This is a genomic window from Mesorhizobium ciceri WSM4083, assembly GCF_000519305.1.
GTDB lineage: Bacteria > Pseudomonadota > Alphaproteobacteria > Rhizobiales > Rhizobiaceae > Mesorhizobium > Mesorhizobium ciceri_B.
The window spans coordinates 1,191,426-1,217,444 of sequence record NZ_KI912610.1 but is presented as its reverse complement, the minus strand read 5'-3'; the positions used below and the strand labels follow the sequence as shown (position 1 = coordinate 1,217,444).

The window sequence follows — 26,019 nt, the reverse complement described above, 5'->3', positions numbered from 1 at the left end:
ACCAGCCTGCGGGAAAATGGCTACTTCGCTTTCGCCTTGGCTTTCGAGCCGCCTTTTCCCATGACCGAAGAGGCAAGCGACGCAGCGCCTCTTGCTGCGACCATGACGGCGCCGGCGGCTACATTGGCTGTGGCCTTGGCCGTGCGCATGGCGCTCCCGCCCAGCGAATCGCTGGAACTTGCGGGCTTCTTCGGCTTTGCGGCTTTTGGCGCGGCTTTCGCCGCAGCCGGCACCACTTTCTTCGGAGCTGACTTGCCAAAGGCCGGCTTGGCGTCTTTCGAACGGGCCGTCATCGCCGGGCCTGCGCCGGCCTTGGATTGGGTCGCCTTGCCCTTGGCGGGCGCGGGCTTTCTTGCGTTGGTTGCCATTGGACCGAATCCCTCTTCTGGCACAATTGCCGTGTCGGGATAACGGCCTGAAAGTCTTAAGGTTCCCCTTGCGCAGTCCGTCGAATCAAGCGGAAAGGCCGATCACAAGATCGGCAGCCCGGCGCCGCGCGAGCACGCGTTCGATGTTGGGCAGGTCGTTGGAGGCGATCCAGGCGCGCGCATCTTCATCGGAGCGGCCATGTCCGTGCCAGCGCTCCACCAGCCGGCGCTCGAGCTCGTTGCGCGGCACGTCGACGAAGATCGAGAAATCGAACAGCGGCGCCAGCCGCGACCACGGCTCCTCGTCGAGCAGCAGATAGTTGCCCTCGACCAGGATGAATTTGGTCTCGGTAGCGACAATCGAGGCGGCGGCGCGCGACAGTTCCATGCTGCGGTCGAAGACCGGGATGGCGATATCGGCTTCACCGGCGCGGATACGCTTCAGCAAGGCCTCAAAACCGGCAAAGTCGAAGGTTTCCGGCGCACCCTTGCGCGCGCGCAGGCCGCGCCGCTCGAGCACCGCGTCGTCAAAGTGGAAGCCATCCATAGGCACGACCTCCGCTGCCCCTTCGGGCAGCAGGTCATGCAGCCTTGCCGACAGCGTCGACTTGCCGGAGCCTGGCGGTCCGGCAATGGCGACGATGAAGCGGTTTGCCTTGCCGGCGCGTTTGAAGATGGTGGCGGCGAGATGGGCGATTTCGGACATTGGGCGCTTCCAGTTGTGCTTTTGCATCTTGTCGGCAGTTTGAGGAAATTTCAAACCCTGAACATGGGTTTCCTCGCCCCCACGGGAGTGGGGGAGAGGTGGCCGCGCAGCGGCCGGAGAGGGGCCAGCGCCAGCGGATGCAAAGCGGGTACTTTCCGGAAACGACGGTTAGGGTTGCGCCATTCCCCCTCTCCGTCTCGGCTTCGCCGAGCCACCTCTCCCCCCTCCGGAGGGAGAGGAACCCAGGTTTCGTGGATGCCGAGCGTTCAGGCAGCCGCTGGCTGGCCAATGCGCAGGAAATCGCTGTCGAAGGGAACCTCCCGCGCCGCGCCACCAGCCGTCAGCCGCATGCGGCCATCCGCCGTCGTGACCTCTTGTGGCGGCTCGCCGCCGGACAGCGGTATGGCGCCGATGACATGGCGAAAGGAAACGCTTTGGCTTTCGCCCAGCGCAAAGGCGGTCGCTACCCCTTCGCGCTTCAGCCAGTTGTCGCCGACCGAGGCGGCATGGCCGACGGCGGCGCGGCCATCCTCGATGCCGAGCACGCCCAGGTGGCGACCGCTCCAGGGCGCGTAGTCGCGCCCGCCATTGCTGAACCACAGCATGGTGATCGGTAGTTCGGCCGGGTTCTTCAGCACCAGCACCAGATCGTCCTCGGCCTGGCGCGCCAGCGCAGTCCAGCCCGGTCCGCCATGGCCGGCTTCGACGAGGGTGATAAAATCCTCACGGCGGTCATCCATGCGGTATTCCGTCAGGTCGAGCGTGCCGCCGCCTGCGGCGGGGAAATGGCCGAGATCGGCGGAGCGCGCCGGATAGGCCAGCAGGAAGCGGCCGCGGGCGGGATCGGGCTCCAGCGGATCGTCCAGCGTCGCGGCGAACCGCTTCGGCGAAAAGGCCAGCCTGCCGCCGCCGGTCATTGCCGTCATCGGATGATGGGCGACCGAAATCGCGCCATGCCCGCCGGAAAACACATGCTCCTGGTAGAGGAAGGGATGGCCGTCGCGCAGCGTCAGGATCTTGTCGACGCTGGCACCCATCACCTTGTGGCGCAAGCGAAAGACGGCGCGCCAGCCATCGTCGGTCGCGACACTCTCGATGACATCCCAGGCGCTGTTGGCCGGCCAGCCATGCAGCGGCGCCTCCTCGACATCGCTGCGCGAAAACGGCGCGCAGAGAAAATCGCCGGACAACCGAACCGTACCTTCCGGCAGATTGTCCGGCAGTGTCTCGTTCGCATCGACCCAGGGCGCGCGGTGCAGCGGCTTCAGCTGCCGCCCGCCGCCCTCGACGACCATGTCGGCGATATGGCCGACCGTGAGGTCAAGCGAAACCGAAATGCCCCGGGCCTTGATGGTGTGGATGGTCATTGCGCTCTCACCGATTCTGCAGGCGCAAACTGGCCTGTTCGGCGGCACTTGCGCAAGCACCGCGATTGGCAATTTGCATCAGTTGTCACTCTCCCACATCGCATATGGATTCTTTCGAAGAGGACCCCCACCCTAACCCTCCCCACAAGGGGGAGGGACGCTGCCGCGTGCCTTAATTGTTCTTTCTTTGCCCCGAAAAGACAGGCGACTAGCCTGGGTCGGCGCCAACGGAAGTCTCCCTCCCCCTTGTGGGGAGGGGTTAGGGGTGGGGGTCCGTGCCGGGCAGACATCTCAAGAATTCCACGTGCGATAGCCCTCCTCACAAGGGGGAGGGTGGGCGCCTCTACTGCCGCTTGTATTCCCGCACCGGCGACTTGGTGTCGTCGGTGTAGGTGACCTGCACCGACATCGATTTCACGCTGTCGGCGACCTTGAAATAGGGCTGGTATTCGTAGGGGATGGCGTAGGGATCCTTCTTGTCGCAAGGCGGCATCTTGATCTCCTTGTCGAGTGCCGCGCCGTTCAGGCTGTAATGCACCTGTTTGATGGCGCAGCGGTAGGACAGCATCTGGGTGAAGTAGACCAGCCCATGGTTGCCGCTGGCATCGAAGGCGATCCACGAGGTCCAGAACTGGTCGAGGATCTGCTTGTTGCCTTGCTGGAGTGCAGTCTCCGGGTCGAAGCGGATGTCGAACGGGCCGGTCTCACGGCCCCTGATATCGAGATATTTGATCGCGATGGTCCCGGCCACGGTGCTGTCGGGCATCTCGAAGCTCGGATTGGCCATCGGCTTGCCTGTCGTCTGGTCGTTCATGGCCAGGAAACCGGTGTCGGTGAACGGACCGCTGTCGCCCATGCGCCAGGAGATGGCGGTCGCCGGCTCCGGCAGCGAGATGGTCATCGACCAGCCCTGGTTGGAGCGCATCGGCGTCAGCGAAGGCACGAAGCGGGCGGGATCGAGCACGTCGCCGAGTGCCGCCAGGCGGCTGCGGCTGCGGTCCAGCCAGTCGGCCAACTGCGTCTGGTCGACGAAATATTTGAGCAGCCCGCCATCCTTTTCGTAGGATACGAATTTGGTCAGCGCCTTGGCCTCGTTGCGCTTGTCGGCCAGCGTCTGGGCGCCGAGGCGGTCTTCGGAAAACTCCTGCGCCAACAGGAAATAGGCCGGCGCGAAATCGGCATGGGCGGCGATGAAGGCGTTGAGCTTGTCGAGGCGCTGGGCGTCATCGAACTGCTGGATATGCACCAGCTTGATCGACAGCGCCTTGCCCTTGTCGGAAAGCGCGCCGAACACCTCGCGGGCACCAGCCTTGCCGTCCTGCACCCGAAGCAGCGTGGCAAAGCGCGTGTAGGGATCGATGGCGTCGACATCGAAGCCGGCAAAGGCGAGGTAGGAGCGCCGCGCATTGAGCATGTCGCCGGACAGCTCGTAGACGCGGGCATTGTGGTAGAATTCGTCCGGCCGCTTCGGCTCGGCGATTGCGCCGCCCTGTGCCGCCAAGGCGGCAAAGCCCTTGGCGATCGTGTCGATCGAGGCGGCGATCTGCTGCGTCGTTTCTTGCAGCTTCTCGGTCTGGGCTTGCTGCTGCGCCTGGCCGGCGGCCAGCGTCTCGGTCTGCTTCTTCACCTCCTCGGTGGTCTTCTGAACTTCCGCCGTCTGCTGCGTCTGCTGCTGCTGGACGTTAGCGATCTCATCGGCCTTCTTCGCCACCGTGTCGGTGGTCTGCTTGACCGCCTCGACCGTCTTTTGGGTCTGCGTGACGGTCTGCTCGATCCTGGCCACTTTTTCGGACACGATGCCCATCGACTGCTGCAGCCCGGCAATGGCCGGCACCAGGCTGGCGATCACCCCGTTCTGGGCGTTGGTCTGCTGCTGCAGGCCGTAGACGCCGCCGGCGACGGCCGCCGCTGTTGTGGCGAAGATCAAGGCCGGCAGCGCCTTGGCCGCCAGCACCAGCCTGAGCACGATGGCAATGGCGATGATGATTGCGGCGATAGCGGCGACCAGCGCGATATAGGCGGCGAACGGCGCCAGCGGATTGAGGATGTCGGAGGCAGCACCCCCGATAAAGGCGACGCTGCCGGCCCATTTGCCGGTGCGGCTGAGTGATGCCCTGATAAGCGAGGGCGCAGCGCCCCCGGCCCCGATATTCGTCATGCCAAGCCCCCAAGCCCTCGGATACCACGCCCCTTCCCACGGGAAACGCGGCCTTGGCAAGGAAAGACACGAGAAAACCGGCGTTTTCGGGGCGGCTTCGCAGGCTTGGGTTCCTCGCCCCCCGAGGCGGAGCAATCGCATATGGGAAGCGGAGGCTTTCGCTCTACGAATACCCCCACCCCTAACCCCTCCCCACAAGGGGGAGGGAGACTTCTGTAGGCGCTGATCTCGGCAACTGTCGATATCTCGACGTCCAAGACGAATAAGAGCGCGCGGCAGCATCCCCTCCCCCTTGTGGGGAGGGTTAGGGTGGGGGTCCATCTTCGCAAAAATCCGTATGCGATTGCCCTGCGCTGTGCAGGGGCGAGGAACTGAGCCCGATGCCCTCGACAATCCTGGGGCTAACCGGCATTAACCAAATGGACGCATCACTTGCGTTACGTTAGCTTCGTCTCATCTCAGCAACAGCCGATCCCAGAACAGTCCCGCCCTTGTCCAACCTGCGTCCCCTTCCGCTCATCCAGAGAGTTTTTGCGGCACTCGTCCTGCTGGTGCTGCTTGCCGGCTGCTCGACCACGACGCCGCCCGACAGCGTGCTGGCCGTACCCGCGCCGGCGCAGAAATATGCCGCGATCGTCGTCGACGCCAGGACCGGCAAGCAGCTGTTCGAGGTCAGCTCGACGGCGCAGCGCTACCCGGCCTCGCTGACCAAGATGATGACGCTGTATCTTTTGTTCGAGGCGCTGCAGTCCGGACGTGTCAGCAAGGAGACCCAGATCCCCGTTTCGGACCATGCCGCCTCGCAGCCGCCGACCAAGATGCGCTTCCGGCGCGGCGAGAGCATCGACGTCGATTCGGCGATCCGCGCCATCGTCGTCAAATCCGCCAATGACGTGGCGGTGGCGGTCGGCGAATATCTCGGCGGCTCGGAGGACCAGTTCGCCGCCATGATGACATCCAAGGCGCGCCAGCTCGGCATGACCAGCACCACCTTCCGCAACGCGTCCGGCCTGCCCGACGATGGCCAGATGACGACGGCGCGCGACATGGCGGTGCTCGGCATGGCGCTGCGTCAGCGCTTTCCCCAGCAGTTCCACTATTTCTCCGAAAGCGACTTCATGTTCCGCGGCAAACTCGTGCGCGGCCACAACGACATGCTCGGCCGCGTGCGCGGCGTCGACGGCATCAAGACCGGCTACATCAGGGCGTCGGGCTTCAACATCGTCACCTCCTACAATGCCGACGGCCGCAACCTGATCGTCGTGGTGATGGGCGCCGACTCGGCCCGCCAGCGCAACGACCATGTCGAAGCACTGATCCAGCGCAGCCTGTCGCCGACCATGGACGGCGCCAAGACGAGGCTGATGTTCGCCGAACAGTAGTGGGCCGCGGCGCGATTTGCGCCTGGCTGCGCGGTGACGGATAGGAATTTTTTCTTGACCCGGTGAGGGCAGCTAAGCTATAGTTTTGGGTATGGTGCTGAGTCGCGCCAATTGATCCACTGGAACCGTGACCCGCCCGCAAGGCGGGTTTTTTGTTGCCGCCGCCCCGTTGCCTTCTCCGGCAGCCCTGGTTCCATTTAGCGGAGACATCCATCGCTTCGTCATCCTAGGGCGAAGCAAGGAGCGAAGCGACGCGGCGCAGACCCTAGGATCCATGCCGGGACTCCAAGGCCCCGCAGCGGTGCTGAATTCGGCTCCGCCGCATTCTCCGGCCAAGGTCGCGGCATGGATCCGCGGGTCTACGCGTCCGCTTCGCTCCCGCTCCGCCCGTGGATGACGAAGTTGGTGAGGCTTCGGCCAATTTCGAACGTCTCCACCCGCCCTCAGGGGCGAGCCGCCGCCAGCCACATCGCCTTCTCCGATCAAAACCACTTGTCCGGCCTGCGAAATCCGTGCCCGGCGCTGGCTATGCGCCGCCACCTCTGTCTATCGTCGCCCAGCACCACCAGGAGCCCGCATCATGAGCACCGTCCCCAAAACGCCCGAGCAGCCGGCAGACAATCAGAACGATGACGGCGGCGAATATTTCGAGGCGCCGACCCTCAGTGAGCTGGAGGCCGATCCGGTATCGGACGAGCACTTCGACACGCCCGAAGTGCCGGACTCCGAACCCGCGGGCCCCGGCGCCCACCGTGGCAAGCCGAAGAAAAAACCGTCGGCGATCTCGGGCCGCAAATTCCGCAAGCGCGATCTGGTGCGCATCGACACGCTGCGCCCGAGCCTTGCCGACCGCATCCGGTCGGACCATCCCGACCTGCCGGCCGGCGCCCGCATCAGCCGCGCCGAGCTTGGCCGCTACCGCATGCGCTACATGGAGGAGCTGCTGCAGCAGGAGCACGGCGAATTCTCCGAGCTCGACCGCCAGGTGGTCGAATCGATCGCCAGGCAGGACACGATTTCCGAAAACTCGGAAGAAGAATTCGAGGAGCACCGCACCTTCGCCGACCGCGTCTCCGACAACATGGCGGCCTTCGGCGGCAGCTGGTGGTTCCTGATCTCGTTCGGCAGCGTGCTTCTGGTCTGGATCGGCATCAATTTGATCGCCGGAATGAGCGCCGCCTTCGATCCCTACCCCTTCATCCTGCTCAACCTCTTGCTCTCCTGCATCGCCGCCATCCAGGCGCCGATCATCATGATGAGCCAGCGGCGGCAGGAGTCCAAGGACCGCCTGCGCTCCTTCAACGACTACCGCGTCAACCTCAAGGCCGAGCTGGAAGTGCGCCATCTGCACGAAAAACTCGACTACCTCATCTCGCGCCAATGGACCCGCCTGGCCGAAATGCAGCAGATGCAGCTGGATGCGATGCATGAACTGGCCGGTGCGAAGAAGCCGAAGAGGGCGGTGCGCGGACGGCGGACGGTGAAGGCGGGGGCGGGAACCTCATAGGCCGTAGCCTGGACGCACCGCGCCAGGTCGCAGCGCCAATCGCCATTTGCCCGTTGAAGCCCGCGCCGGCTTCCGCTAAGAAGCCGTGACTTGCCGGTTCACCGGCTGGTTCGTTTTCCGGATTCCGGGAAGCACCCGTAGCTCAGCTGGATAGAGCGCTGCCCTCCGAAGGCAGAGGTCACAGGTTCGAATCCTGTCGGGTGCGCCATCAAAGGTTTATGCGGCGGAATCTTGTGCCCAAGGAGCGGCTTGTGCTTTGGCTGCTCGTGCCAAATCACCTGCCGCAAGTCGCGCATGTCGACATGCTGTCCACACGTCGGGCAGGTATAGAAGTTGTCGTCCTCATCGGCTGGCTCGCCGCAGTGCTGCTTGCCGGGAATTGGTGGACCGAGGTCGGATAGCTTCGCCATAGCTATCAAACATTCCATTCGTCTAAAATGTTCCGGAACCATTTTAGCGCGCGCTAATTGAATCGCACTATGCGAGTCAGCGCATGCGTCTGAAGTTCATCAAGCCCATGGAGCCCGAGCTGGTCGAAACGCCACCGCAGGGCGACGAATGGCTCCATGAGATCAAATTCGACGGGTATCGCACCCAAATCATCAAGGATGAAAACGGGATCCGGCTGTTCACCAAGAACGGTTACGACTGGACCGGCCGCTATATCGAACTTGCCGGAGAGGCGGAGGCGATCGAGGCGGAAAGTTTCATCATCGATGGCGAGACAATCACGGTCAACGAGGCCGGCCTGTCCGACTTCCACGCCCTGCAGTCAGCCGTCACCCGTCGTAAGCCGGCGCGCGATCTGTATTTGGTGGCATTCGACCTCCTGCACCTGAACGGGCATGATTTGCGCAACCTGCCGGTGGAAGACCGCCGCGAAATCCTGCAGGAACTGATTCCAGCCGTTGGCCGCATTCAGATCAGCAAAGCCATGCCCGGCACTGGCGACGCGGTTTATCACCTGGTCGACAGGGCAGGGCTGGAGGGCATGGTCTCGAAGCGCAAGGACAGCGTCTATCGCAGCGGGTCGACGATGAACTGGCGCAAGATCAAGTGCTATGCCGAAAAGGAAATGGACATCATTGGCGTGCAGCGCGAGGCTGGAAAGCCCGCAATGGTGCTCATGGCCGATAAGGGCCGCTATGCCGGCGGTGCTTTCGTTGCCTTTAAAGCCGACAAGCGTCAGCGACTCTGGGATCGCGTGCAAGGGAAAGTCGGCGGACCAGTGCCCATCGGTCTAAAGAAAGAAAAGGCCGAATGGCTTAAGCCTGGTCTGGTCGGTCGCGTGCGGTTTTTAAAGGGCGAGGAAAGGCTCCGCCACGCCAAGCTGCTGGACTACCGTGAGGAATAAGCGGCGACAAGGTGCTGCCCATGACGCGGAACAGAACCGTGCGCCTGGCGTTGTGCCGAGATCGACGTCTAGGAGAAACGGCATGGTGGCGCCACGCGCGGTCTGGAGGGGCTTTCTGAGGGTCGGTTCCGTGTCGTGCGGGGTCAAGATAGTGGGTGCCACAAGCGAGGCATCGAAAATCCACTTCAAGATTTTGAACCGCAGCGACGGTTTACCCGTCAAGAGTGCCTATGTCGACGAAGAGACCGGCGATGTTGTCGAAGCCGAGGATCAGATCAAAGGCTATGAAGCGGACAAGGGCGATTTCATCCACGTCGAGCCGGACGAGATCAAGAAACTGAAACTGACGTCGCAGCACACACTCGATGTCGATTCCTTTGTTCCGGTTGCCGAGATCGACACGCGCTATCTCGAAAAGCCCTACTACTTGATCCCGGCAGATGGCGCTTCCCTGGAGGCCTTTGGCGTCCTGCGCGACGCGATGGCCAAGAAGCGCGTCGCGGCACGCTCCTGCGTCGTACTCTATCAGCGCGGGCGCGAAGTGTTGATCCAACCCCTTGGTAAGGGGATGTTGCTGACCGAGTTGCGCACCCACAATGAGATGACATCGGAAGACACTGTCTTCGACGATGTGAAGAGCCCAAAATACGATTCGGATTTGCTCGAAATCGCGGGGCTTCTCATCGACAAGAAGGTGACGAAGTTCGATCCTTCCAAATTCGAGGACACCTATGAGGATGCGTTGATTGCCATGATCGACGCCAAGCGAAAGGGCAAAAAGCCTCCGAAACCGGCGCCGAAACCCAAGGAGAACGTGGTCGATCTGGCCTCGGTTCTTCGAAAGAGCCTCGCCAAGGAAGGCATCGGCCAAGACCAACCAAAGGCGAAGGGCCGCAAATCAGCATAATTAGAGATAAGGATCACCAACGGAGATCCGCCGCCATATCAAGGATAGCGATTCCCGCGCCGCCTAAGCTACGAACAATCCGAACAGCGCGTGGCCGCAAGCCGGTCCAAGATGTATGCCAAGACCGACGAGCTTATCGACCGGGTCGCGGCAACCGAGACCGCTGTCAGCAAGACGACATGACGGGTGTGAAGGCGGTCACTGCCGAGGTGACGCGCTGGAAGCTGATGGGGCTCGGAGCCTTAGGCGTTACCGGAATGGCGGCGGCGGCACTGGCTTCGCTCATTACCGCCTATTGGCATGACATCTGGCGCCTGCTGCGGGGAGGATGACGAGTTCGCTCATCGCCTTGAAGGGTGCCAAGGGCAAGCTGCCCACAAGCTCGAAACCGACGAGTCAGAGGATAATTTTGATCGTGTGTTAAGGTGTTGAAGAAGGTTGCGAAATCCACGTCGCAAAAGCGCCTCGCAACCAACCCCGCCTCCGCAAGTTGATCCATGCTGGTTGATCCCAGCTACTACAGACCTTGCCCGCTGCCGAAAGGTGGCGGGCTTTTTCGTGCATTAGCGGAACCGGATATGTCGAGGCTGGTTTGGAAAAGCGGCAGCGTCCCCCGCTGCTGGTCGAGGCCCCCAAGCCTCGGCCGGGTCCGCCTCTGCCCGCCAGTAGGGGCGGACCCACTGGAACATAGATCCGAAAATGAAGTTTGGATCGCGCTCGGTTCCGCTGGCCGAGCAGATCACCGGAAGGCCCGTCACTGCTTCCCTCAGTGGCGGGCTTTTTCAATGGAAGGTTGGCCAGAGAAAGGTCATGTCGCGGTTCTCGGCTACCTGTACCGCTACCCTGAACTGCTGGATTTCGTTGCCTTTGGCATCGCAGACCTTGCATCTCAGATCGAGGCGCGAACCAGCCCCAGAACGCGCCAGCTCCTCAAGGATCTCGGTCAGCGCATCGGTGTCGTGAAGGTCGAAGAAGTAGCGAGCCATTAGGCAAAAATCGTAAAGGCCGGAATGGTTGCTGTACGGTTTACCAAGGTAACGACGCCAAGTCGGTTCACTGGATCAGTGGAACAAAATCGCGCTGTCAAACTTCGGTCGTTGCACTGTTCCCATTCAGTGCTTTCCCCCATGAGAACTGCCCGCCGGCCCCACGGCTGGCGGGCTTTTTCGTTGAAACCATTCGAGCGTCGGCGAAGCAATTGACAAGGGATGCCAACGCAAGCAGTTTCTGTCGTGGGAAAGCGAGGAGCACCGCGAATGAAGAAGACCTACGAAAAACCTGTACTGACAAAAAAGGACCGGCTCTCTGCTGTTACAGCAGGTAATGGCGCATCATTCACACCGCCGCCGCCGCCGCCAACTCCGGAATAATTTTAAGCCGTTAAAGAAAAGCCCGCTGCTGAAAGGTGGCGGGCTTTTTTTAAACGATGTGCGGAGGCTCCGAACATTTTCGTTGGAACCGTCCCTTCGATGCGATGTTAGCTGTCCGAAGGGATGTTCAAATACGGAGTTTGACCATGAAACAGATTATTTTCGCATCGGCCCTCATGGCACTTTCGACCGGCTTGGCGTTCGCGCAGTCGAACAGCACCAGCACCGGCGGATCATCAACGACGACGACGAAGACCATGCCGAGTACCACGACCGATCAGGGCACGGATTCGACCACCACCAGCGGAACGAACTCGAACTCCGCCAAGGACTGCGCTCCGGGGCAGCAGACAGGCAGCGCCAAGCAGGCGGCGCCAGGCCAGCAAGATACGGACGCTAACTCGGCCGCTCCTGGCCAAATGAAGAAGACTACGGAAGGCTGCTGAGGGCTGTCTTTGGGACTTCAGGCTCTGTCCCAGGTTGATACATAGCATAGGATGTAGCCGCACATTATAAACCCGTCGTGCAAGGCAAGCACGGCGGGTTTTCCAGTAGGACCAAAGGCTTGGGTGCGAGGTCCAAAGGTCCGGTCTGTGCTAATTGGTTCTCGGCTTGTCTGGCGGCCGTTCTATTACATTAGCCATTCAAGATATACGTTGACGAGCCGCAACGTTGTATCGTTATGGACCATCGAGCTTGGCACTTATTTTGCATCGCAAATCTCAGCAGGGGAAAACCAACACCCCAGTGAGTCCCGCTATCCCTAGGGACGGCCCGCCGCTGCTGCCGTGATGGGGTGGGGCGGGCTTCTTCCTCTACGTTTGTAACCGCTGAGGGTGAGCCCGCCGCCTATTAGGCGCCGACGGCGGACCCTGTTCAAGCGGCTACATCCTTTGGAATCGACCGCTCACAGGGTCAATGTGCCACCTGAGGGTGAGTTCCATAGATTTGAGGCAGCACCCGCGCTCATAGGCCATCAGGCGTAGTGTAGCAACGCCAGTGTACCGGTAGCATATGGAGCCTGGACATTAGGCCCACCCTCATGTCCAGCCATGGTCGGCACGGTCACTCAACCGGTTTTTGGTCTGCCTGATCGTGCCGACTAACGGGCGGCCTCTTCCAGGGGCTGGTGCCTTGGGCGTCATGCCAAATCACCTGCCGCAAGTCCGCATGTCGACCTGTGTCCACGTCCATGCATGCTTCCTGTGGCTATCCTGCCAGCAGTGAACAAAATGGAGAACATGAGAGTCAATCCCTCTTGACCAGAGAGGAATATGTTCCTCTTCTATGAGCCATGGCACACGAACCGATCGACACGCTGGGCAAGGCGACGCGGCACAACATGCTTGTGAAAGCAGAATGCAGCTGCGGCAATGTTCGCTACTGCAGATCGGCCGATTTGATGATGGTCTACGGCGGCGGCGTTGACCCGCAGTCGCTGAAGTTTGATTGCAGTCGCTGCAAGCCGCAGGTCAAGATCACGCTAGTGGAGGTGCATCCGGAGCATTTGCCGAAGCGCCTGGTGATTCACAAGCCGATGAAGATCGATGGCAAGATCCATTGGCATACCGAGCGCTTCCGGGGATGACAAAGACCCTGGCTGACACGTTGGCCGCCCGTGAAAGTGTCTACATCAACTGCTCTCACTCAATGTGCGGCAAATCCACAAAGCTCGATATCCAGGCATTGATTGACCGGCTTGGCCCGGCTCACGGTGCCATGCACCAAGACTTGGTTGCACTGTTCGGCTGCTCGGATTGCAAAGCCGCAGGCCGCGACCGCTTGCCAGTGTTTTTCACTATAATTCCTGATTACGAAGGGATTCGGGCGAAGAGCAACCGACCAATGCTGAGATCAAAAGACTGAAAAACACGCGATTACCGCGTCCCCTCGCGCTTCACCCCCCTCACACTCTCCCTTTCCACCAGCGGGCACTCCAGCTTCGTGATCGGATACCGCCCCCGCCCAGGCGCCGCCGGCGCTTCCAGCTGCTCGATCGCCCATTGGCCCATCGCCATATGCGGCAGGATCGAGGTGGTCAGCGGCGGGAAGAGATGACGGGCGATTTCCTCGTCGTCGTAGCCGACCACGGAGATGTCCTGTGGGATGTGCAGGCCGGCTTCTTTCAGCGCTTCGTAGCAGCCGATCGCGGTGCGGTCGTTCTGGCAGAAGATGGCGGTCGGTCGGTCCCTCAGCGCCAGCAACTTGACGGTCGCGGCGTAGCCGGCGCTGGCCGACCAGTCGCCTTCGACCACCAGCTCGGGATCGAACGGGATGTCGGCAGTGGCGAGCGCGCGGCGGTAGCCTTTCAGCCGGTCTTGTGCCGCCTGCATCCACGGCTCGCCGGTGATGGTGGCGATGCGGCGGTGGCCGTGGCTGATCAGGTGGCGGGTCGAGCTCTGGCCGCCGGCGATCTCGCTCGGCACCACGGCGGGGAAGGCGTAGTCGGCCGTATAACAGTTGAGCAGGATCACCGGGATGTCGAGGCCGTAGAGGTAATCGGGCGCCGTGATCTCGCGGGTGAAGATGGTCATGTAGATCAGCGCCGAAATGCCCCGCTTGGTGAGTGCTGAAATGGCGCGCGGCTCCATGACGGAATCGCCCAGCGTCTGCGCCACCAGAAGCACGTTGCCGGCATTCCAGGAGGCCTGGCGCGCGCCCTCGATGGCGACCACGGCTTCCGGGCTGGTCGCGAGCTGGTCGACGGCAAAGCCGATCACCCCGTCCAGTCCTTCGAAAGCCGGTAGCGGCGGGTGGAGGGCCTCGAAAGCGGGCGCGGTGTAGCCAAGCGTCCGTGCGGCCTCGATCACCCGTTCGCGGGTCTGCTGCGACAGCTTGATCCCCGGCGAATTATTGAGCACGAAGGAGACGGTCGCCTGCGAGCAGCCGGCTGCCCTGGCGATATCGATCATGGTGACGCGGCCCTTGGCGCCCTTGGCCGGCGCCTTGCGCCGCCTCGCCGTGTCGCTGGCCCGATCCGTCGTCTCGCTCATGGCAAATCCCAGTCTGGCAGGCCGGTCAGGCCGGCAAGATGGCGTGACGCCGTCGATTCATAGAGACAACGTCCAGGCCGTTTATAACTATTAGTATGCAGGAGGTCCATCCGCCGTGGATCTCCATACAAGCCAAAACTCAAAGGGCGAAAGGCTTGGGCGGCGGGCCAGCGGTGACCACGGCTCGGCGGCGGCGCCCCGCGAAACCCCGGCATTGGCTCGGAACTAATACTGTTTACTAATACAAAAATGCGCTGTACCGTCAATCCGTCGCGTCCGGCCGGTCACGTCCGGGGCGGCGGGAGAGTGCGAAAAATGGCCCGGTGGCGAGCGGATCCTACCTCCGCGAGCCTTGTCTCGGATATGTGATATGTCAGACAAATCGGACTATTTACGAACGAAGGATGAGTCTCTAAGGTCCATGATCGTGGCTGGAACGACGCCATTCTTTCGGTGCCGGGAACCCCTTTGAGGAGGAGGGCGTCCACGCTGCAAACGGCAAATCAGGTCAGTGCAAGATCGGCCGGTCCAATGACTGAGCCAAACGGGAGGTTGAACATGAAATCCTTGATACGAACTGCATCCGTAGCCGCGGCCGCGCTGCTGCTTGGCCTGTCGGCCACGGCCATCGCACGCGCCCAAGACAAGCCGACGCTGGCCTTCGTCGTCAACGGCGCTTCCGATTTCTGGAAGGCCGCCGAAGCCGGGGTCAAGAAGGCGCAAGGCGAACTGCCCGACTATACGCTCGAGCTCAAATACCCCGAGCAGTCCTCGGTCGCCATCCAGCAGCGGCTGATGGACGATCTGGTGACCGCCGGCGTCAAGGGCATCATGGTCTCGGCCGTCGATCCCAAGACCTCGACCGATGGGTTGAACAAGATCGCTTCGGAGACCGCGCTGTTCACCACCGACTCGGACGCACCGCAGACCAAGCGCGTCGCCTATATCGGCTCGTCCAATGTCGATGCCGGCAAGCAGGCGGCCGAAATCGCCAAGAAGGCAATGCCCAATGGCGGCAAATGCCTCGGCTTCGTCGGCCTGCTCGGCGCCGACAATGCCAAGGAGCGCATCCAAGGCATGAAGGACGGCCTCGCCGGCACCAAGATCGAGCTGATCGACGTGCGCGGCGACGACATCGACCAGGCGCGCGCCAAGAAGAACGTCGAGGACGCGCTGGTCGCCAGCCCCGACGTCACCTGCATGGTCGGCTTCTACTCCTACAACACGCCGCGCATCTATGAAGCGCTGCGCGACGCCGGCAAGCTCGGCTCGATCACCGTCGTCGGCTTCGATGACGATCCGATCACGCTGGGCGGCGTCAAGGAAGGCACCATTGCCGCCACCGTCGTGCAGCAGCCCTTCGAATGGGCCTATCAGGGCATGAAGCTGATGGCTGCCTATCTCAAGGGCGACAAGTCGGGCATCCCGGAAGGCAACCTCATCATCATCCCGACCAAGATCATCGGCAAGGATGATGTCGACGCCTACGCCGCCAATCTGAAGGCGATGGCCGGAAACTGATCGTCGTTGGCGCTGCCCCTCATCCGCCTGCCCGTCCTCCGCAGCAGCTGCGCTGCAGCTGCGGAGGGTGGACCGGCACCCCGAAGAGGGTGAGGGGCAGCGCGACGCCTCGCTTTTTATTGACGGGCCTCCCAAGGCCCGTCAGTCTGCGAGGAGGCCGTTCCGCCAATCGCTGTCAGGCATGATGAACTATTCCGACACATCCATTGCTGCATCCGTGACCGCCCCGTTCCTCAGCCTCGAGAACGTGCGCAAGACCTATCCGGGCGTCGTCGCGCTCGACGGCTTCTCCATGGAGGTTAGGCCGGGCGAGGTCATCGGCCTCGTCGGCGAAAACGGCGCCGGCAAATCGACACTGATGAAGATCCTCGGCGGCGTCACCACGCCCGACAGCGGCACGATCACCGTCGACGGCACCGCGCATGACAGGCTCTCCGTTGAAGGCAGCCTGGGGTCTGGCATCGCCTTCGTCCACCAGGAACTCAACCTGTTCGACAATCTCGATGTCGCCGCCAACATCTTCTTCGGCCGCGAGCCGTTGCGCGCCGGGCCGCTCAAGCTCGTCGACCGCGCCAAGCTGCGCACCATGGTGGCGCCGCTTTTGAAACGCGTCGGCGCCAATTTTTCCGCCGACACGCCGGTCGCGACCCTGTCGCTGGCGCAGCAGCAGATGGTCGAGATCGCCAAGGCGCTGTCGATCGAGGCGCGGCTGGTCATCCTCGACGAGCCGACATCGAGCCTGCCGCTCGCCGAGACCGACAAATTGCTCGACGTCATCAAGGCGCTGAAGGCCGACGGCATCAGCGTCATCTTCATTTCGCACCGCCTGCACGAGGTCGAGCGCGTCGCCGACCGCGTCGTCGTGCTGCGCGACGGCATGCTGGCCGGCACCTTGCCGAAGAGCGACATCGGCCACGACCAGATGGTCAAGCTGATGATCGGCCGCATGCTGAAGGAGCGCGAAAAGGCCTCGGAGGCGGCGCGTGCGCCCGGCGCCGTAGCACTCGCGGCCAAGGCCATCCGTACGCCTGCCTATCCCGGCCGGCCGGTCGATCTCGACATCAGGCGCGGCGAAATCCTCGGCCTTGCCGGCCTTGTCGGTTCCGGCCGCACCGAACTGGCGCGGGTGTTCTTCGGTATCGACTCGAAGCTCGGCGGCGCGCTCGAGCTCGACGGCAAGCCGCTTGCACTGGGCTCGGCGGCCGACGCCGTCGCGCATGGCATCTTCCTGGTGCCGGAAGACCGCAAGCTAACCGGCATCCTGCTCGACCTGTCGATCGCGCAGAACATTTCCTTGCCCAATCTGCCTGCGCATGCGCGCCGCTCCCTGGTGTCCAAAAGCGCCGAGACCGCCACCGCCGAGAAGCAGAAGAAAGATCTCGGCATCAAGGCGCCTTCGGTGCAGACGCGCACCGGCACGCTGTCGGGCGGCAACCAGCAGAAGGTCGTGCTCGGCAAATGGCTGGCCATGAACCCCAAGGTGATGATTTTGGACGAGCCGACGCGCGGCATCGACATCGGCGCCAAGGCGGAAATCTACGGGCTGATGCGCGCATTGGCCGATGCCGGCGTCGCCGTGCTGATGATCTCGTCGGACATGGAAGAGGTGATCGGCGTGTCCGACCGCATCGCCGTCATGCATGAGGGCCAGATCTCGGGCATTCTCGACAAGGACCGGTTCAGCCAGGAAAACGTGCTGCTGCTGGCGGTGGGCAAGCAGCCGAAATAGTTGTTGCCACGGGCCGCGCAAACGCGATCCGCTCAGGCAGGCATTGGGGAGAAGACGATGAGCAAGAAAGATCTCGGCCTGCTGATCCTGATCCTGGTGGTCGGGGCGATCGTTGCGATCATCAATCCGCGCTTCCTGCTGCCGATCAACCTCGCCAACACCTCGAACCTGATCGGCCTGTTCGGCATCCTGTCGATCGGCCAAGCCTTCGTCATCATCACCGGCGGCATCGAATTGTCGGTCGGCTCGGTGGTAGCGCTGCTTGGCACGCTGTTCATCGACTTCATCGCCGTGCGTGGCATGGAATGGCCGCTGGCCTTCGTGCTCATCCTGGTGCTTGGCGCCATCATCGGCCTGGCGCATGGCTGGCTGATCACAAGGCTCAAGCTGCAGCCCTTCGTCGTCACCCTGTGCGGCCTGCTGATCTACCGCGGCGTCGCCCGCTTCTACACCGCCGACGGCACCGCGGGTTTTGCCTTCGGCCAGAATTTCCCCGACCTCGAATTCCTCACCGCCGGGCGTTCCTATGGCGTACCGAACAGCTTCATCGCGCTGATCGTCATCTCAATCGTCATGTGGGTGGTGCTGCACCGCTCGGTGTTCGGCCGCTATCTCTACGCCATCGGCAAGAACGAGGAGGCGGCGAAATATTCCGGCATCCGCACCGGCCGCGTCGTCATCGCCGCTTACGTCATCTGCGGCGTGCTGACGGCGCTGTCGGCGATCTATTTCGCCATGTACACGCGCTCGATCTCGCCGGCCAGCCACGGCCAGTTCTACGAACTCTACGCCATCGCTGCCGCCGTGCTCGGCGGCTTCTCGCTGCGCGGCGGCGAAGGCTCGCTGATCGGCGTCATCCTCGGCACGGTGCTGCTGCAGGAGTTGCAGAACCTGGTCAATCTGCTCGGCATCCCGTCCTCGCTCAACTTCGCGGTGATGGGCGGCGTCATCCTCATCGGCGTGCTGGTCGACCAGCAATGGGGCGTGTTCCGGGAACGGCGGCTGATGGTCGACGCCACCCGCAAAAGCGCCGCCGGCGCGGCCGCGGAATAGCGCCTCGCGGCGAATGGCGGCGATGGCTGCAATTTCTGAACCGTTGACGCTCAGGGCCGGCGCGCTCGAAGCCGAACTGGTGCCGCAAATCGGCGGCAGCCTCAGCGCGCTGCACTGGCGCGGCATCGATCTCATGCGCAGGCTCTCGGACCATGATCGCGAAGCGGGCAATGTGCTTGGCGTCGCCATGTTCCCGATGACCCCCTACGCCAACCGCATCGCCGGAAACACCTTCGAGTTTCGAGCGAAGCGCTGGCGGGTCCAGCCCAACAATCCGCCCGACGCCATCAACGTGCATGGCAGCGGCTGGAAACACCCCTGGACTGTCACTGAGGCGGGCGACGCCCAGGCAACGCTGTCGCTGGATATCGCAGCCAGCCTCGAACCCTACTCCTATCACGCGACGCAGGCTTTCATGCTGTCCGAAGAAGGCCTCGACGTGACCATGACACTGACCAACACGGGGCCGGTTTCCATGCCGTTTGGTTTCGGCCTGCATCCCTGGTTCGATCGCGACCCGGACGTCACGCTGCAATTCAAGGCCGCGCGGTTCTATCTGGAGGAACCGCAAGGCATCGCCGGCGATCCGATAGCGCTTGCGCCCGAACTCGACTTCGCCGAGAGCCGGCCTTTACCCGCCGGCTGGCGCAACAATGATTATGGCGGCTGGACGGGTGAGGCGACGCTTCGCTTTCCGGCGCGCGGCGCGGGTTTGCGCATCAAGGCCGATCCGATCTTCAAGCACCTGATGCTGTACGCCGACCCGGCCAAGCCTTACTTTTGCGTCGAACCGCAGACCATGGCCTCCGGTGCTTTCAACCGGGGCGGATGGAGCGATCCGGACGAGGGCACCATCGTACTTGCCCCAGGCGAAAGCATCGCCGGCACCGTCTCGTTCACGCCCTTCGCGCTTGGGGCCTGAACGCCTATTTCAGATCAGGCCCGACATGTCGGAAAAAGCCATCGCCTTGCGCAGCACCTCGGCGAAGCGTTCGCCGGCCGTCTCGCGCGGGCCGCTGTTGTCGATCGAGGTGACGCCGGGCCCGGACAGAGTGACATTGGCGCTGCGTGCCAGCCGCGCCAGCACTTCGCCGCGTGACTCGCGGCCGCGCATCGCCAGACGCTCGGCCAGCACTTCAGGCGAGGCGGTGATCTCGACGATGGCCAGATTGGCATAGCGTTCGCGCAAGGAGGGGATGATCGCGCGCGACACATTGGCGACAGCGATACGGCCATTGGCAACGGACCAGTCGACATCGGCGGGGATGCCGTAGCGCAAGCCGTGCGCTTCCCAGGAGATGGCGAAGGCGCCATCGGCTTCGGCCTCGGCGAAGGCGGCATCGGCCAGCGTGTCGTGGTCCTCGCTGGCGACATCGCTCGGCCTGGTGATGACGCGGCGGACGAACTCCAGCCGCGTTTCGTCGGCAAAGCGGGCGCGGGCGTAGCCGATCACTGTGTCCTTGCCGGCGCCGCTTGGGCCGACGACGGCGACGAAGACGCCATCGCGGATCGGAAACGTCTCGGCCGACAATTCCCGCTCAATCGATGCCGACACCATCATGCGACCCGGCTTCCCTGCCGCCACACGGTGCGCACGACCGGGACATGGTCGTCGACGCGCACCCGCACCAGATCGGCGCGGCGGCCCTGCTCGATGACGCCGCGATCGGTCAGGCCAACCGCATCGGCCGGGTTCTTCGAGACCATGGCGACGGCCTGCGGCAGGGAAATGCCTTCGACGACATCGCCGAGGAAGAACGCCGACTGGATCAGGCTGAAGGGAATGTAGTCGGACGACAAGATGTCGAGCAGGCCATCGCTGGCCAGCGTACGGGCCGAGACATTGCCCGAATGCGAGGCGCCGCGCATGACGTTGGGCGCGCCCATCAGCACACCCATCCCAGCCTCTTTCGAGGCCCTGGCGGCCTCTTCCGTGGTCGGGAATTCGGCGACGCGAACGCCCTGTTCGATCGCCTCGTCGACATGGCCTGATGTGGCGTCGTCGTGGCTGGCCAGCACGATGCCGCGCTCCTGGCAGGCGGCTGATATCACCGCCCGGTTCGGCGCCGAATTGCGCGCCGATTCGGCCATCCGCTTTTCGCAGAACAGCTTGAAATCGCGATCGGTCAGCTTCAGCTTGCGCTGGTAGTAGTAGGCATAGGTCTCGAGGTTGACGAACTGGCGCTGGCCTGGCGCATGGTCCATCAGCGATGCCAGCTTCACCCGCTCGTCGCCGTCGAAATTGGCGAAAGCCCTGAGGCAGTCCGGTGCCGAAACCTCGCAGCGCAGATGGATGAAATGGTCGGCGCGCAGACGGTCCTGCTTCACACTGTCCTCGATCGCGTCGGCCAGCTTGCGGATGTCGGCCGATGTCAGGTCGGCGTCTTCGTCCATGCCGACGCGCAAGGCGTCGAGCACGGTGGTGATGCCGGCGGTCGCCACCTGCGCGTCATGGGCGAGCACGGCGGCGATCGGATTCCAGCGCACCTTGGGCCGCGGCGCGTAGTGGCCTTCGAGATGGTCGGTGTGCAATTCGACCAGCCCGGGAATGACATAGTCGCCGCCCATATCCTCGCCGATGCGGCTGATGCCGGCTTCGATGCCGGCGATAAAGCCGTCGCGCAGCACCAGCGAACCTTTGACGATCTCGTCGGCAAGCACGATGCGGGCATTGTGGAGAACAGTCTCGGCGGTCATTTCAGGCAGTCCTTCAGGCGGTTTTTCTGGCCGGGCGGCGCCCGAGCGCGTGATGCGAGAGCACCATGAACGGTGCACCCGGTTCGGTTTCGACAAACAAGGTCAGCGCATCCACCAGCACCTTCTGTTGCAGCACGTCCGCGAACAGGCTGTCGATCGCTGCGCGCAAACGAGGGCTTTCCTGTGACCCCGCCCGGCCGGACAGCGTCATGTGGAAGCGAAAGGTTTCGAAGACATAGGGGTAACCCCATTGGCAGAGATTGCGGAACTCGGCCGGCTTCAGCGAATCCGGGCTGCGCCGCTCGATTTCCGCCTCGCTCAGCGGTGCGCGAAACCGGTCAAAATCGCGCACCACGTCATCGGCGAACCGGTTGAGCGCAGGCACTGGCCCTTCCGGCACCAATGCGAAGAAGCCGTCGATCTGGCTGACCACGAGACGCGGGATGGTCACCACCGGCGTCGCCTCGGCAAAATGGTCGAGTGCGGAGCGCAGCGAGGCTTCCGTCTCGTCGGTAGCCAGGCGGAAGGGGGCTTTCAGCGTCGCATGGAAACCATAGCGGCGCGCCGAAGCGGTGTGGAAAGCGACTTCCGCCGCCGACAGGCCGGCCACCGCTTCGACCGGCCTCGTCGCGGCGCCGAACGGGTCGCGGCCCAGCCAGTCGGCGGCGATCCGCGCCAGTGGCTCGTCCTGCCGGGGGGTGAAATAGAGGGCGTAGCGCATGGAAAGTCCTTGTCAGCTTCGCTGCCATAGGTGATTTCCATGACGAATTGACGAAGCCTTGCTGGCTTTCAGGTAACAAAACGCTGCGGCGGGGTCATTAGCCGACGATTTTTTCGTGCTGGACCAAGGAGCTAGTGCTCACGCAGCGACCGGTCAGGCCTTCATCAGCCATTCGTGCTCGGGCGCGTTGTGGAATTTCCACGTCCGCTTCGGTCCGGCCATGACGTTGAGATAATAGAGGTCATAGCCGTGGCAGGCAGCGCAGGGGTGATAGCCTTTGGGCACCAGCACGACATCGCCATCCTCGATCGCCATCGCTTCGTCGAGCGCGCGATGGCCATTCTTGTCGGCATCGGTATAGACGCGCTGGAAGGCAAAGCCCTGCGGCGGGTTGAGGCGGTGATAGTAGGTTTCCTCGAGATAGGATTCGGCAGGCAGATTATCCTGGTCGTGCTTGTGCGGCGGATAGCTCGATGTATGCCCGCCGGGCGTGATGACCTCGACCACCAGCAGCGAATCGGCCGGCTTTCCCTCCGGCAGGATGTTGGTGACATAGCGCGTGTTGGTGCCCTTGCCGCGCACCTCCTGGCCGAGATCGTCCGGTGCGATCACCCGCACCGGCAGGCCGCCGCCAAGGCCCGGCGCCGAGCAGACGGCAAGTTCCAGCTCGGTGTCAGCCGTCACCGACCAGTCGGAGCCTTGCGGAATGTAGACCGACCACGGCTTGCCCTCGAAGGGCGACATGCGCTCGCCGAGCAGGCCGAGCTCTCTGCCGCCGGCTGAAGCCTTGCCCTTGCCGGTAACGAACACCAGGCAGACTTCACGATCTTCGGTGTTTCCCGAGGCGCTTTCGCCGGGCTTCAGCCGATGCAGGTCGAAACCGACATAGGTCCAGCCGGCACTTTTCGGCGTCACATGGGCGACGCGGCCATGGCCTTTGTCGGCTTTGACGAGCAGCTTCGACATCCCAGTCACTCCTTCGGCTCGGGCTCGACTGGAGGCTTCGCCTCGTCAGCAGGCTTGTAGAGATAAAAAAACTGCCAGACGGCGTAGCCGGCGAAGCCGAGCGCGATCATGCCCCAGAACGGCGTGCCGGTGGCGAACTCGATGATCGACCAGATGACGCAGACCGCGACGATGGCGGCACGCCGCCACAAAGGCCGGAAGAAGGGGTGTTCGGAATCTTTCATAGAACCAATCTACAGCAATCGGCCTCGCCGGGAACCCGTCGCACCAGCCATTGGGAAACTAGACATTTGGAAAGCCTTGCGTCTCGACCGTATAGCCGGCGGCGGTCATGACGCGCATCAGTTCCTTGTAGCCAACCTGCGCCATCCTGAGTGGCGGGTTCTTTTTCGGGTCCTGCTCGGCCTCGACTACGAACCAGCCCTCATAGCCATGGTCGGCGAAGCGCTGCACGATGGCGCCGAAATCGAGTGAACCGTCGCCCGGTACGGTGAAGGCGCCCAGCGCCACGGCGTCGAGGAAAGATTGCTTCGAGCGGTCTAGCCTGTCGATCACCTCCATGCGAACGTCCTTCACATGCACATGGCTGATGCGTGTGTGATGGTTGTCGATGGCACGCAGCACGTCGCCGCCGGCGAATGCCAGATGTCCGGCATCGAGCAGCAGCGGAATGCCGGCTCCGGAATAGCGCATGAAGGCATCGAGTTCCGGCTCGGTCTCGACCACCGCCGCCATGTGGTGATGATAGGACAGCGGCATACCCTGTTCGGCGCACCATTCGCCAAACGCGGTCAGGCGTTTCGCGTAAGCCTTCATCTCGTCATCCGACAGCTTCGGCTTGGTCGCCAGCGGCTTCGAGCGGTCGCCCTGGATCGAGCGGCCGACTTCGCCATAAACGATGCAAGGCGCATTCACCGCCTTGAACAGGTCGATCATCGGCTGGATGCGATCCTTGTTGTCGGCCATCTCCCCATCGACCAGCGTGCCGGAGAACCAGCCACCGCATAGCGTGACGTCGGCGGCCTTCAGGATCGGCAGCATGATTTCGGGATCATTGGGAAAACGCCGACCCATCTCCATGCCGGTGAAACCGGCCGAGCGCGACTGGCGCAAACATTCTTCCAGCGACACGTCATCGCTGAGTTCCGCAAGATCGTCGTTCCACCACGCAATGGGGGACATGCCCAGTTTGGCTTTCAAGTCGTCACTCCGGTTTCTTGTTCACCCTCCCCCTGTGGGGAGGGTCGCTGCGAAGCAGCGGGGTGGGGGTGCGGCGCCAGACCCCCACCCGGACCTTCGGTCCGACCTCCCCACAAGGGGGAGGTAGGGGTGGCAGCGCCTATATCAATCGCCGACGGTCTGCATCTTCCGCTTCTCGTCATACGCCTTGCGCGCTGCGTTGACCTGCGGCCGCACTGAGACTTCCGGCACCGCCACGTCCCACCAATGGCCGCCGGCATCTGTGGAAACCAGCGGGTCGGTGTCGATGACGAGCACCGTGGTGCGCGTATTCTTCCTGGCCTGTGCCAGCGCGTTTTCCAGCCCGGCAATCGATGGCACTTTCTCGGCAATCGCTCCCATGCTCGCCGCATGCGCGGCAAAGTCGATGTCGGGCAGGACCTCGTGGCGCGAGTCCTTCAGGAGATTGTTGAAGTTGGCGCCGCCGGTCGCCATCTGCAGCCGGTTGATGCAACCATAGCCGCGGTTGTCGAGCAGCACGATGGTCAGTTTCAGTCCGAGCATCACCGAGGTGGCGATCTCCGAATTCATCATCAGGTAGGAGCCATCGCCGATCATGACGACGATCTCCTGATCGGGCTTCGCCATCTTGGCGCCGAGCCCGCCGGCAATCTCGTAGCCCATGGTCGAGAAGCCGTATTCGCCATGATACGATCCGGGCGCGCCCGCCTGCCAGAGTTTGTGCAGTTCGCCCGGCAGGCCGCCGGAGGCATTCAGCAGCGTCACACCGGAGCCCATGGCGCGCTGCACGGCGCCGATCACCTGCGCGTCGGACGGGTAGGCGGCATTGGTCGACGCCGTCACCTTGGCCGCCTCGGCCTGCCAGGCCTTCTTGCCGGTGGCCGCATTGTCGGTCCAGGTGGAAGGTGCCTTCCAGCCCTTCAGCGCCGCGCCGAGTTCCGCCAGGCCCTCGGCCGCATCGGCCACCAATGGCAGGGCGCGGTGCTTGCCGGCGTCGAAGGGCTGCACGTTGAGCCCGATGATGGTCTTGGCCGAATTCTTGAACAGCGCCCACGAACCGGTGGTGAAATCCTGCAGGCGCGTGCCGATGGCGAGCACGACATCGGCTTCCTCGGCCAGCCGGTTGGCGGCGGAAGTGCCGGTGACGCCGACCGCCGCCATGTTGAGCGCATGGTCGTCCGGCAGCGAGGATTTGCCGCCTTGCGTCTCGCAGACCGGGATGCCGGCGCCTTCGGCGAACTTCGCCAGTTCGTCCGAGGCCTGCGAGTAGAGAACGCCGCCGCCGGCGATAATCAACGGTTTTTTCGCACCCTTGAGCGCGGCGACTGCAGCGGCAAGTTCATGGCGATCAGCGCGCGGCCGGCGCTGATGCCAGACCCGCTCGGCAAAGAAACTCTCGGGATAATCATAGGCCTCGGCCTGGACGTCCTGGCACAGCGACAGCGTCACCGGCCCGCATTCGGCCGGATCGGTCAGCACCTGCATGGCGCGGCTGAGCGCAGGAATGATCTGCTCCGGCCGGGTGATGCGGTCGAAATAGCGCGAAACCGGACGGAAGCAGTCGTTGACCGTCGCCGTGCCATCGGAAAAATCCTCGGCCTGCTGCAGCACCGGATCGGGAATGCGGTTGGCGAAGACATCGCCCGGCAAAAACAGGACGGGCAACCTGTTTACATGGGCGAGCGCCGCCGCCGTCACCATGTTGAGCGCGCCGGGGCCTATCGAAGAGGTCGCGGCCATGAAGCGGCGGCGGAAATTGGCCTTGGCGTAGGCGATCGCCGCATGCGCCATCGCCTGTTCATTGTGGGCGCGGAAGGTCGGCAGCTCGTCGCGGACCTGATAAAGCGCCTCGCCGATGCCGGCGACATTGCCGTGACCGAAGATCGCCCAGACGCCGCCGAAGATCGGAACTTTGCTGCCGTCGATCTCGGTCATCTGGCGCGACAGGAAGCGGGTCAGCGCCTGCGCCATCGTCAGGCGGATTGTCTTGCTCATGGTGTTTTCCTCCGCAGTCCTATTC

At 63.0% G+C, this 26,019-nt stretch carries 26 protein-coding genes and 1 tRNA gene; 14 read left to right on the top strand and 13 right to left on the bottom strand.

Annotated features, from left to right (window positions below):
• Nucleotides 1-20: 20 nt before the first annotated feature.
• The 4 genes from MESCI2_RS0131835 to MESCI2_RS0131820 all read right to left on the bottom strand — a co-directional run bounded on the left by MESCI2_RS0131835 (nt 21) and on the right by MESCI2_RS0131820 (nt 4,599).
• Nucleotides 21-368 carry a hypothetical protein gene (locus MESCI2_RS0131835; protein ID WP_027040022.1) on the bottom strand — a complete coding sequence of 116 codons (348 nt, stop codon included), beginning with the start codon at nt 366-368 and terminating at the stop codon, nt 21-23.
• A gap of 85 nt (nt 369-453) precedes the next feature.
• Nucleotides 454-1,074: a nucleoside triphosphate hydrolase gene (locus MESCI2_RS0131830; protein WP_027040021.1), complete on the bottom strand. Its 621-nt coding sequence runs from the start codon at nt 1,072-1,074 to the stop codon at nt 454-456.
• Between the two features lie 266 nt (nt 1,075-1,340).
• Nucleotides 1,341-2,441: a hypothetical protein gene (locus tag MESCI2_RS0131825; protein ID WP_027040020.1), complete on the bottom strand. Its 1,101-nt coding sequence runs from the start codon at nt 2,439-2,441 to the stop codon at nt 1,341-1,343.
• A gap of 343 nt (nt 2,442-2,784) precedes the next feature.
• Complete coding sequence (locus MESCI2_RS0131820; RefSeq protein ID WP_027040019.1) at nt 2,785-4,599, bottom strand: chemotaxis protein; 1,815 nt, start codon at nt 4,597-4,599, stop codon at nt 2,785-2,787.
• Nucleotides 4,600-5,090: 491 nt separating this feature from the next.
• On the opposite strand from MESCI2_RS0131820, the gene MESCI2_RS0131815 reads away from it, so the two are divergent.
• The 6 genes from MESCI2_RS0131815 to MESCI2_RS1000000139110 all read left to right on the top strand — a co-directional run bounded on the left by MESCI2_RS0131815 (nt 5,091) and on the right by MESCI2_RS1000000139110 (nt 10,081).
• Nucleotides 5,091-5,981 (top strand): D-alanyl-D-alanine carboxypeptidase family protein, encoded by an 891-nt coding sequence (locus MESCI2_RS0131815; protein WP_027040018.1) that lies wholly within the window; start codon nt 5,091-5,093, stop codon nt 5,979-5,981.
• A gap of 580 nt (nt 5,982-6,561) precedes the next feature.
• A complete protein-coding gene (locus MESCI2_RS0131810; protein ID WP_027040017.1) occupies nt 6,562-7,488 on the top strand; it encodes a DUF1003 domain-containing protein in 927 nt (308 codons plus the stop codon).
• 131 nt (nt 7,489-7,619) lie between these two features.
• Nucleotides 7,620-7,696, top strand: a tRNA-Arg gene (locus MESCI2_RS0131805).
• A 285-nt stretch (nt 7,697-7,981) separates the two neighbouring features.
• Entirely contained in the window at nt 7,982-8,842 is an 861-nt protein-coding gene (locus MESCI2_RS0131795) for an RNA ligase family protein (RefSeq protein WP_027040015.1), read from the top strand.
• Nucleotides 8,843-8,924: 82 nt separating this feature from the next.
• On the top strand, nt 8,925-9,749 hold the full coding sequence (locus MESCI2_RS0131790; RefSeq protein WP_027040014.1) for a Ku protein: 825 nt from the start codon (nt 8,925-8,927) through the stop codon (nt 9,747-9,749).
• 179 nt (nt 9,750-9,928) lie between these two features.
• Complete coding sequence (locus tag MESCI2_RS1000000139110) at nt 9,929-10,081, top strand: DUF1515 family protein (protein ID WP_245270501.1); 153 nt, start codon at nt 9,929-9,931, stop codon at nt 10,079-10,081.
• Nucleotides 10,082-10,531: 450 nt separating this feature from the next.
• Here the strand turns inward: MESCI2_RS1000000139110 and MESCI2_RS0131780 are convergent, their stop codons facing one another.
• Entirely contained in the window at nt 10,532-10,735 is a 204-nt protein-coding gene (locus MESCI2_RS0131780) for a hypothetical protein (RefSeq protein ID WP_027040013.1), read from the bottom strand.
• 270 nt (nt 10,736-11,005) lie between these two features.
• Between MESCI2_RS0131780 and MESCI2_RS1000000138305 the strand changes: the two genes are divergently transcribed.
• The 4 genes from MESCI2_RS1000000138305 (at nt 11,006) to MESCI2_RS0131765 (ending at nt 12,985) form a co-directional block, all read left to right on the top strand.
• Nucleotides 11,006-11,119 carry a putative RiPP precursor gene (locus MESCI2_RS1000000138305; RefSeq protein ID WP_155936707.1) on the top strand — a complete coding sequence of 38 codons (114 nt, stop codon included), beginning with the start codon at nt 11,006-11,008 and terminating at the stop codon, nt 11,117-11,119.
• 146 nt (nt 11,120-11,265) lie between these two features.
• Entirely contained in the window at nt 11,266-11,565 is a 300-nt protein-coding gene (locus tag MESCI2_RS1000000138300; RefSeq protein ID WP_155936706.1) for a hypothetical protein, read from the top strand.
• Between the two features lie 848 nt (nt 11,566-12,413).
• Nucleotides 12,414-12,707, top strand: a complete 294-nt coding sequence (locus MESCI2_RS0131770; protein ID WP_027040012.1) for a hypothetical protein — start codon at nt 12,414-12,416, stop codon at nt 12,705-12,707.
• On the top strand, nt 12,704-12,985 hold the full coding sequence (locus tag MESCI2_RS0131765) for a hypothetical protein (RefSeq protein WP_027040011.1): 282 nt from the start codon (nt 12,704-12,706) through the stop codon (nt 12,983-12,985). Before MESCI2_RS0131770 ends, MESCI2_RS0131765 begins: the two co-directional genes overlap by 4 nt.
• A gap of 11 nt (nt 12,986-12,996) precedes the next feature.
• Here MESCI2_RS0131765 and MESCI2_RS0131760 read toward each other — a convergent pair whose 3' ends face one another.
• The gene (locus MESCI2_RS0131760; protein WP_027040010.1) at nt 12,997-14,112 is read right to left on the bottom strand and encodes a LacI family DNA-binding transcriptional regulator; all 1,116 of its coding nucleotides are present in this window, start codon (nt 14,110-14,112) and stop codon (nt 12,997-12,999) included.
• A gap of 558 nt (nt 14,113-14,670) precedes the next feature.
• Here MESCI2_RS0131760 and MESCI2_RS0131755 point away from each other — a divergent pair.
• From MESCI2_RS0131755 to MESCI2_RS0131740, 4 genes are all read left to right on the top strand, one after another.
• Nucleotides 14,671-15,633 (top strand): sugar-binding protein, encoded by a 963-nt coding sequence (locus MESCI2_RS0131755; RefSeq protein ID WP_027040009.1) that lies wholly within the window; start codon nt 14,671-14,673, stop codon nt 15,631-15,633.
• Nucleotides 15,634-15,817: 184 nt separating this feature from the next.
• On the top strand, nt 15,818-17,362 hold the full coding sequence (locus MESCI2_RS0131750) for a sugar ABC transporter ATP-binding protein (protein ID WP_081738982.1): 1,545 nt from the start codon (nt 15,818-15,820) through the stop codon (nt 17,360-17,362).
• A 57-nt stretch (nt 17,363-17,419) separates the two neighbouring features.
• Entirely contained in the window at nt 17,420-18,415 is a 996-nt protein-coding gene (locus tag MESCI2_RS0131745; RefSeq protein WP_027040007.1) for an ABC transporter permease, read from the top strand.
• A gap of 22 nt (nt 18,416-18,437) precedes the next feature.
• Nucleotides 18,438-19,337, top strand: a complete 900-nt coding sequence (locus tag MESCI2_RS0131740) for an aldose 1-epimerase (protein WP_027040006.1) — start codon at nt 18,438-18,440, stop codon at nt 19,335-19,337.
• A 9-nt stretch (nt 19,338-19,346) separates the two neighbouring features.
• On the opposite strand, the gene phnN is transcribed toward MESCI2_RS0131740, so the two are convergent.
• The 7 genes from phnN to iolD all read right to left on the bottom strand — a co-directional run bounded on the left by phnN (nt 19,347) and on the right by iolD (nt 25,994).
• Nucleotides 19,347-19,976, bottom strand: coding sequence for a phosphonate metabolism protein/1,5-bisphosphokinase (PRPP-forming) PhnN (gene phnN / locus MESCI2_RS0131735; protein ID WP_027040005.1), 630 nt, complete (start codon nt 19,974-19,976; stop codon nt 19,347-19,349).
• Nucleotides 19,973-21,112 carry an alpha-D-ribose 1-methylphosphonate 5-triphosphate diphosphatase gene (locus MESCI2_RS0131730; protein WP_027040004.1) on the bottom strand — a complete coding sequence of 380 codons (1,140 nt, stop codon included), beginning with the start codon at nt 21,110-21,112 and terminating at the stop codon, nt 19,973-19,975. Before MESCI2_RS0131730 ends, phnN begins: the two co-directional genes overlap by 4 nt.
• Nucleotides 21,113-21,125: 13 nt before the next feature.
• The gene (locus MESCI2_RS0131725; protein ID WP_027040003.1) at nt 21,126-21,833 is read right to left on the bottom strand and encodes a DUF1045 domain-containing protein; all 708 of its coding nucleotides are present in this window, start codon (nt 21,831-21,833) and stop codon (nt 21,126-21,128) included.
• Nucleotides 21,834-21,986: 153 nt separating this feature from the next.
• Nucleotides 21,987-22,799, bottom strand: a complete 813-nt coding sequence (gene iolB / locus MESCI2_RS0131720; protein WP_027040002.1) for a 5-deoxy-glucuronate isomerase — start codon at nt 22,797-22,799, stop codon at nt 21,987-21,989.
• Between the two features lie 5 nt (nt 22,800-22,804).
• On the bottom strand, nt 22,805-23,023 hold the full coding sequence (locus MESCI2_RS0131715) for a DUF3329 domain-containing protein (protein ID WP_027040001.1): 219 nt from the start codon (nt 23,021-23,023) through the stop codon (nt 22,805-22,807).
• Between the two features lie 58 nt (nt 23,024-23,081).
• Nucleotides 23,082-23,999, bottom strand: a complete 918-nt coding sequence (gene iolE, locus MESCI2_RS0131710; protein ID WP_027040000.1) for a myo-inosose-2 dehydratase — start codon at nt 23,997-23,999, stop codon at nt 23,082-23,084.
• 144 nt (nt 24,000-24,143) lie between these two features.
• Nucleotides 24,144-25,994: a 3D-(3,5/4)-trihydroxycyclohexane-1,2-dione acylhydrolase (decyclizing) gene (gene iolD, locus MESCI2_RS0131705; RefSeq protein ID WP_027039999.1), complete on the bottom strand. Its 1,851-nt coding sequence runs from the start codon at nt 25,992-25,994 to the stop codon at nt 24,144-24,146.
• Nucleotides 25,995-26,019: the final 25 nt, after the last annotated feature.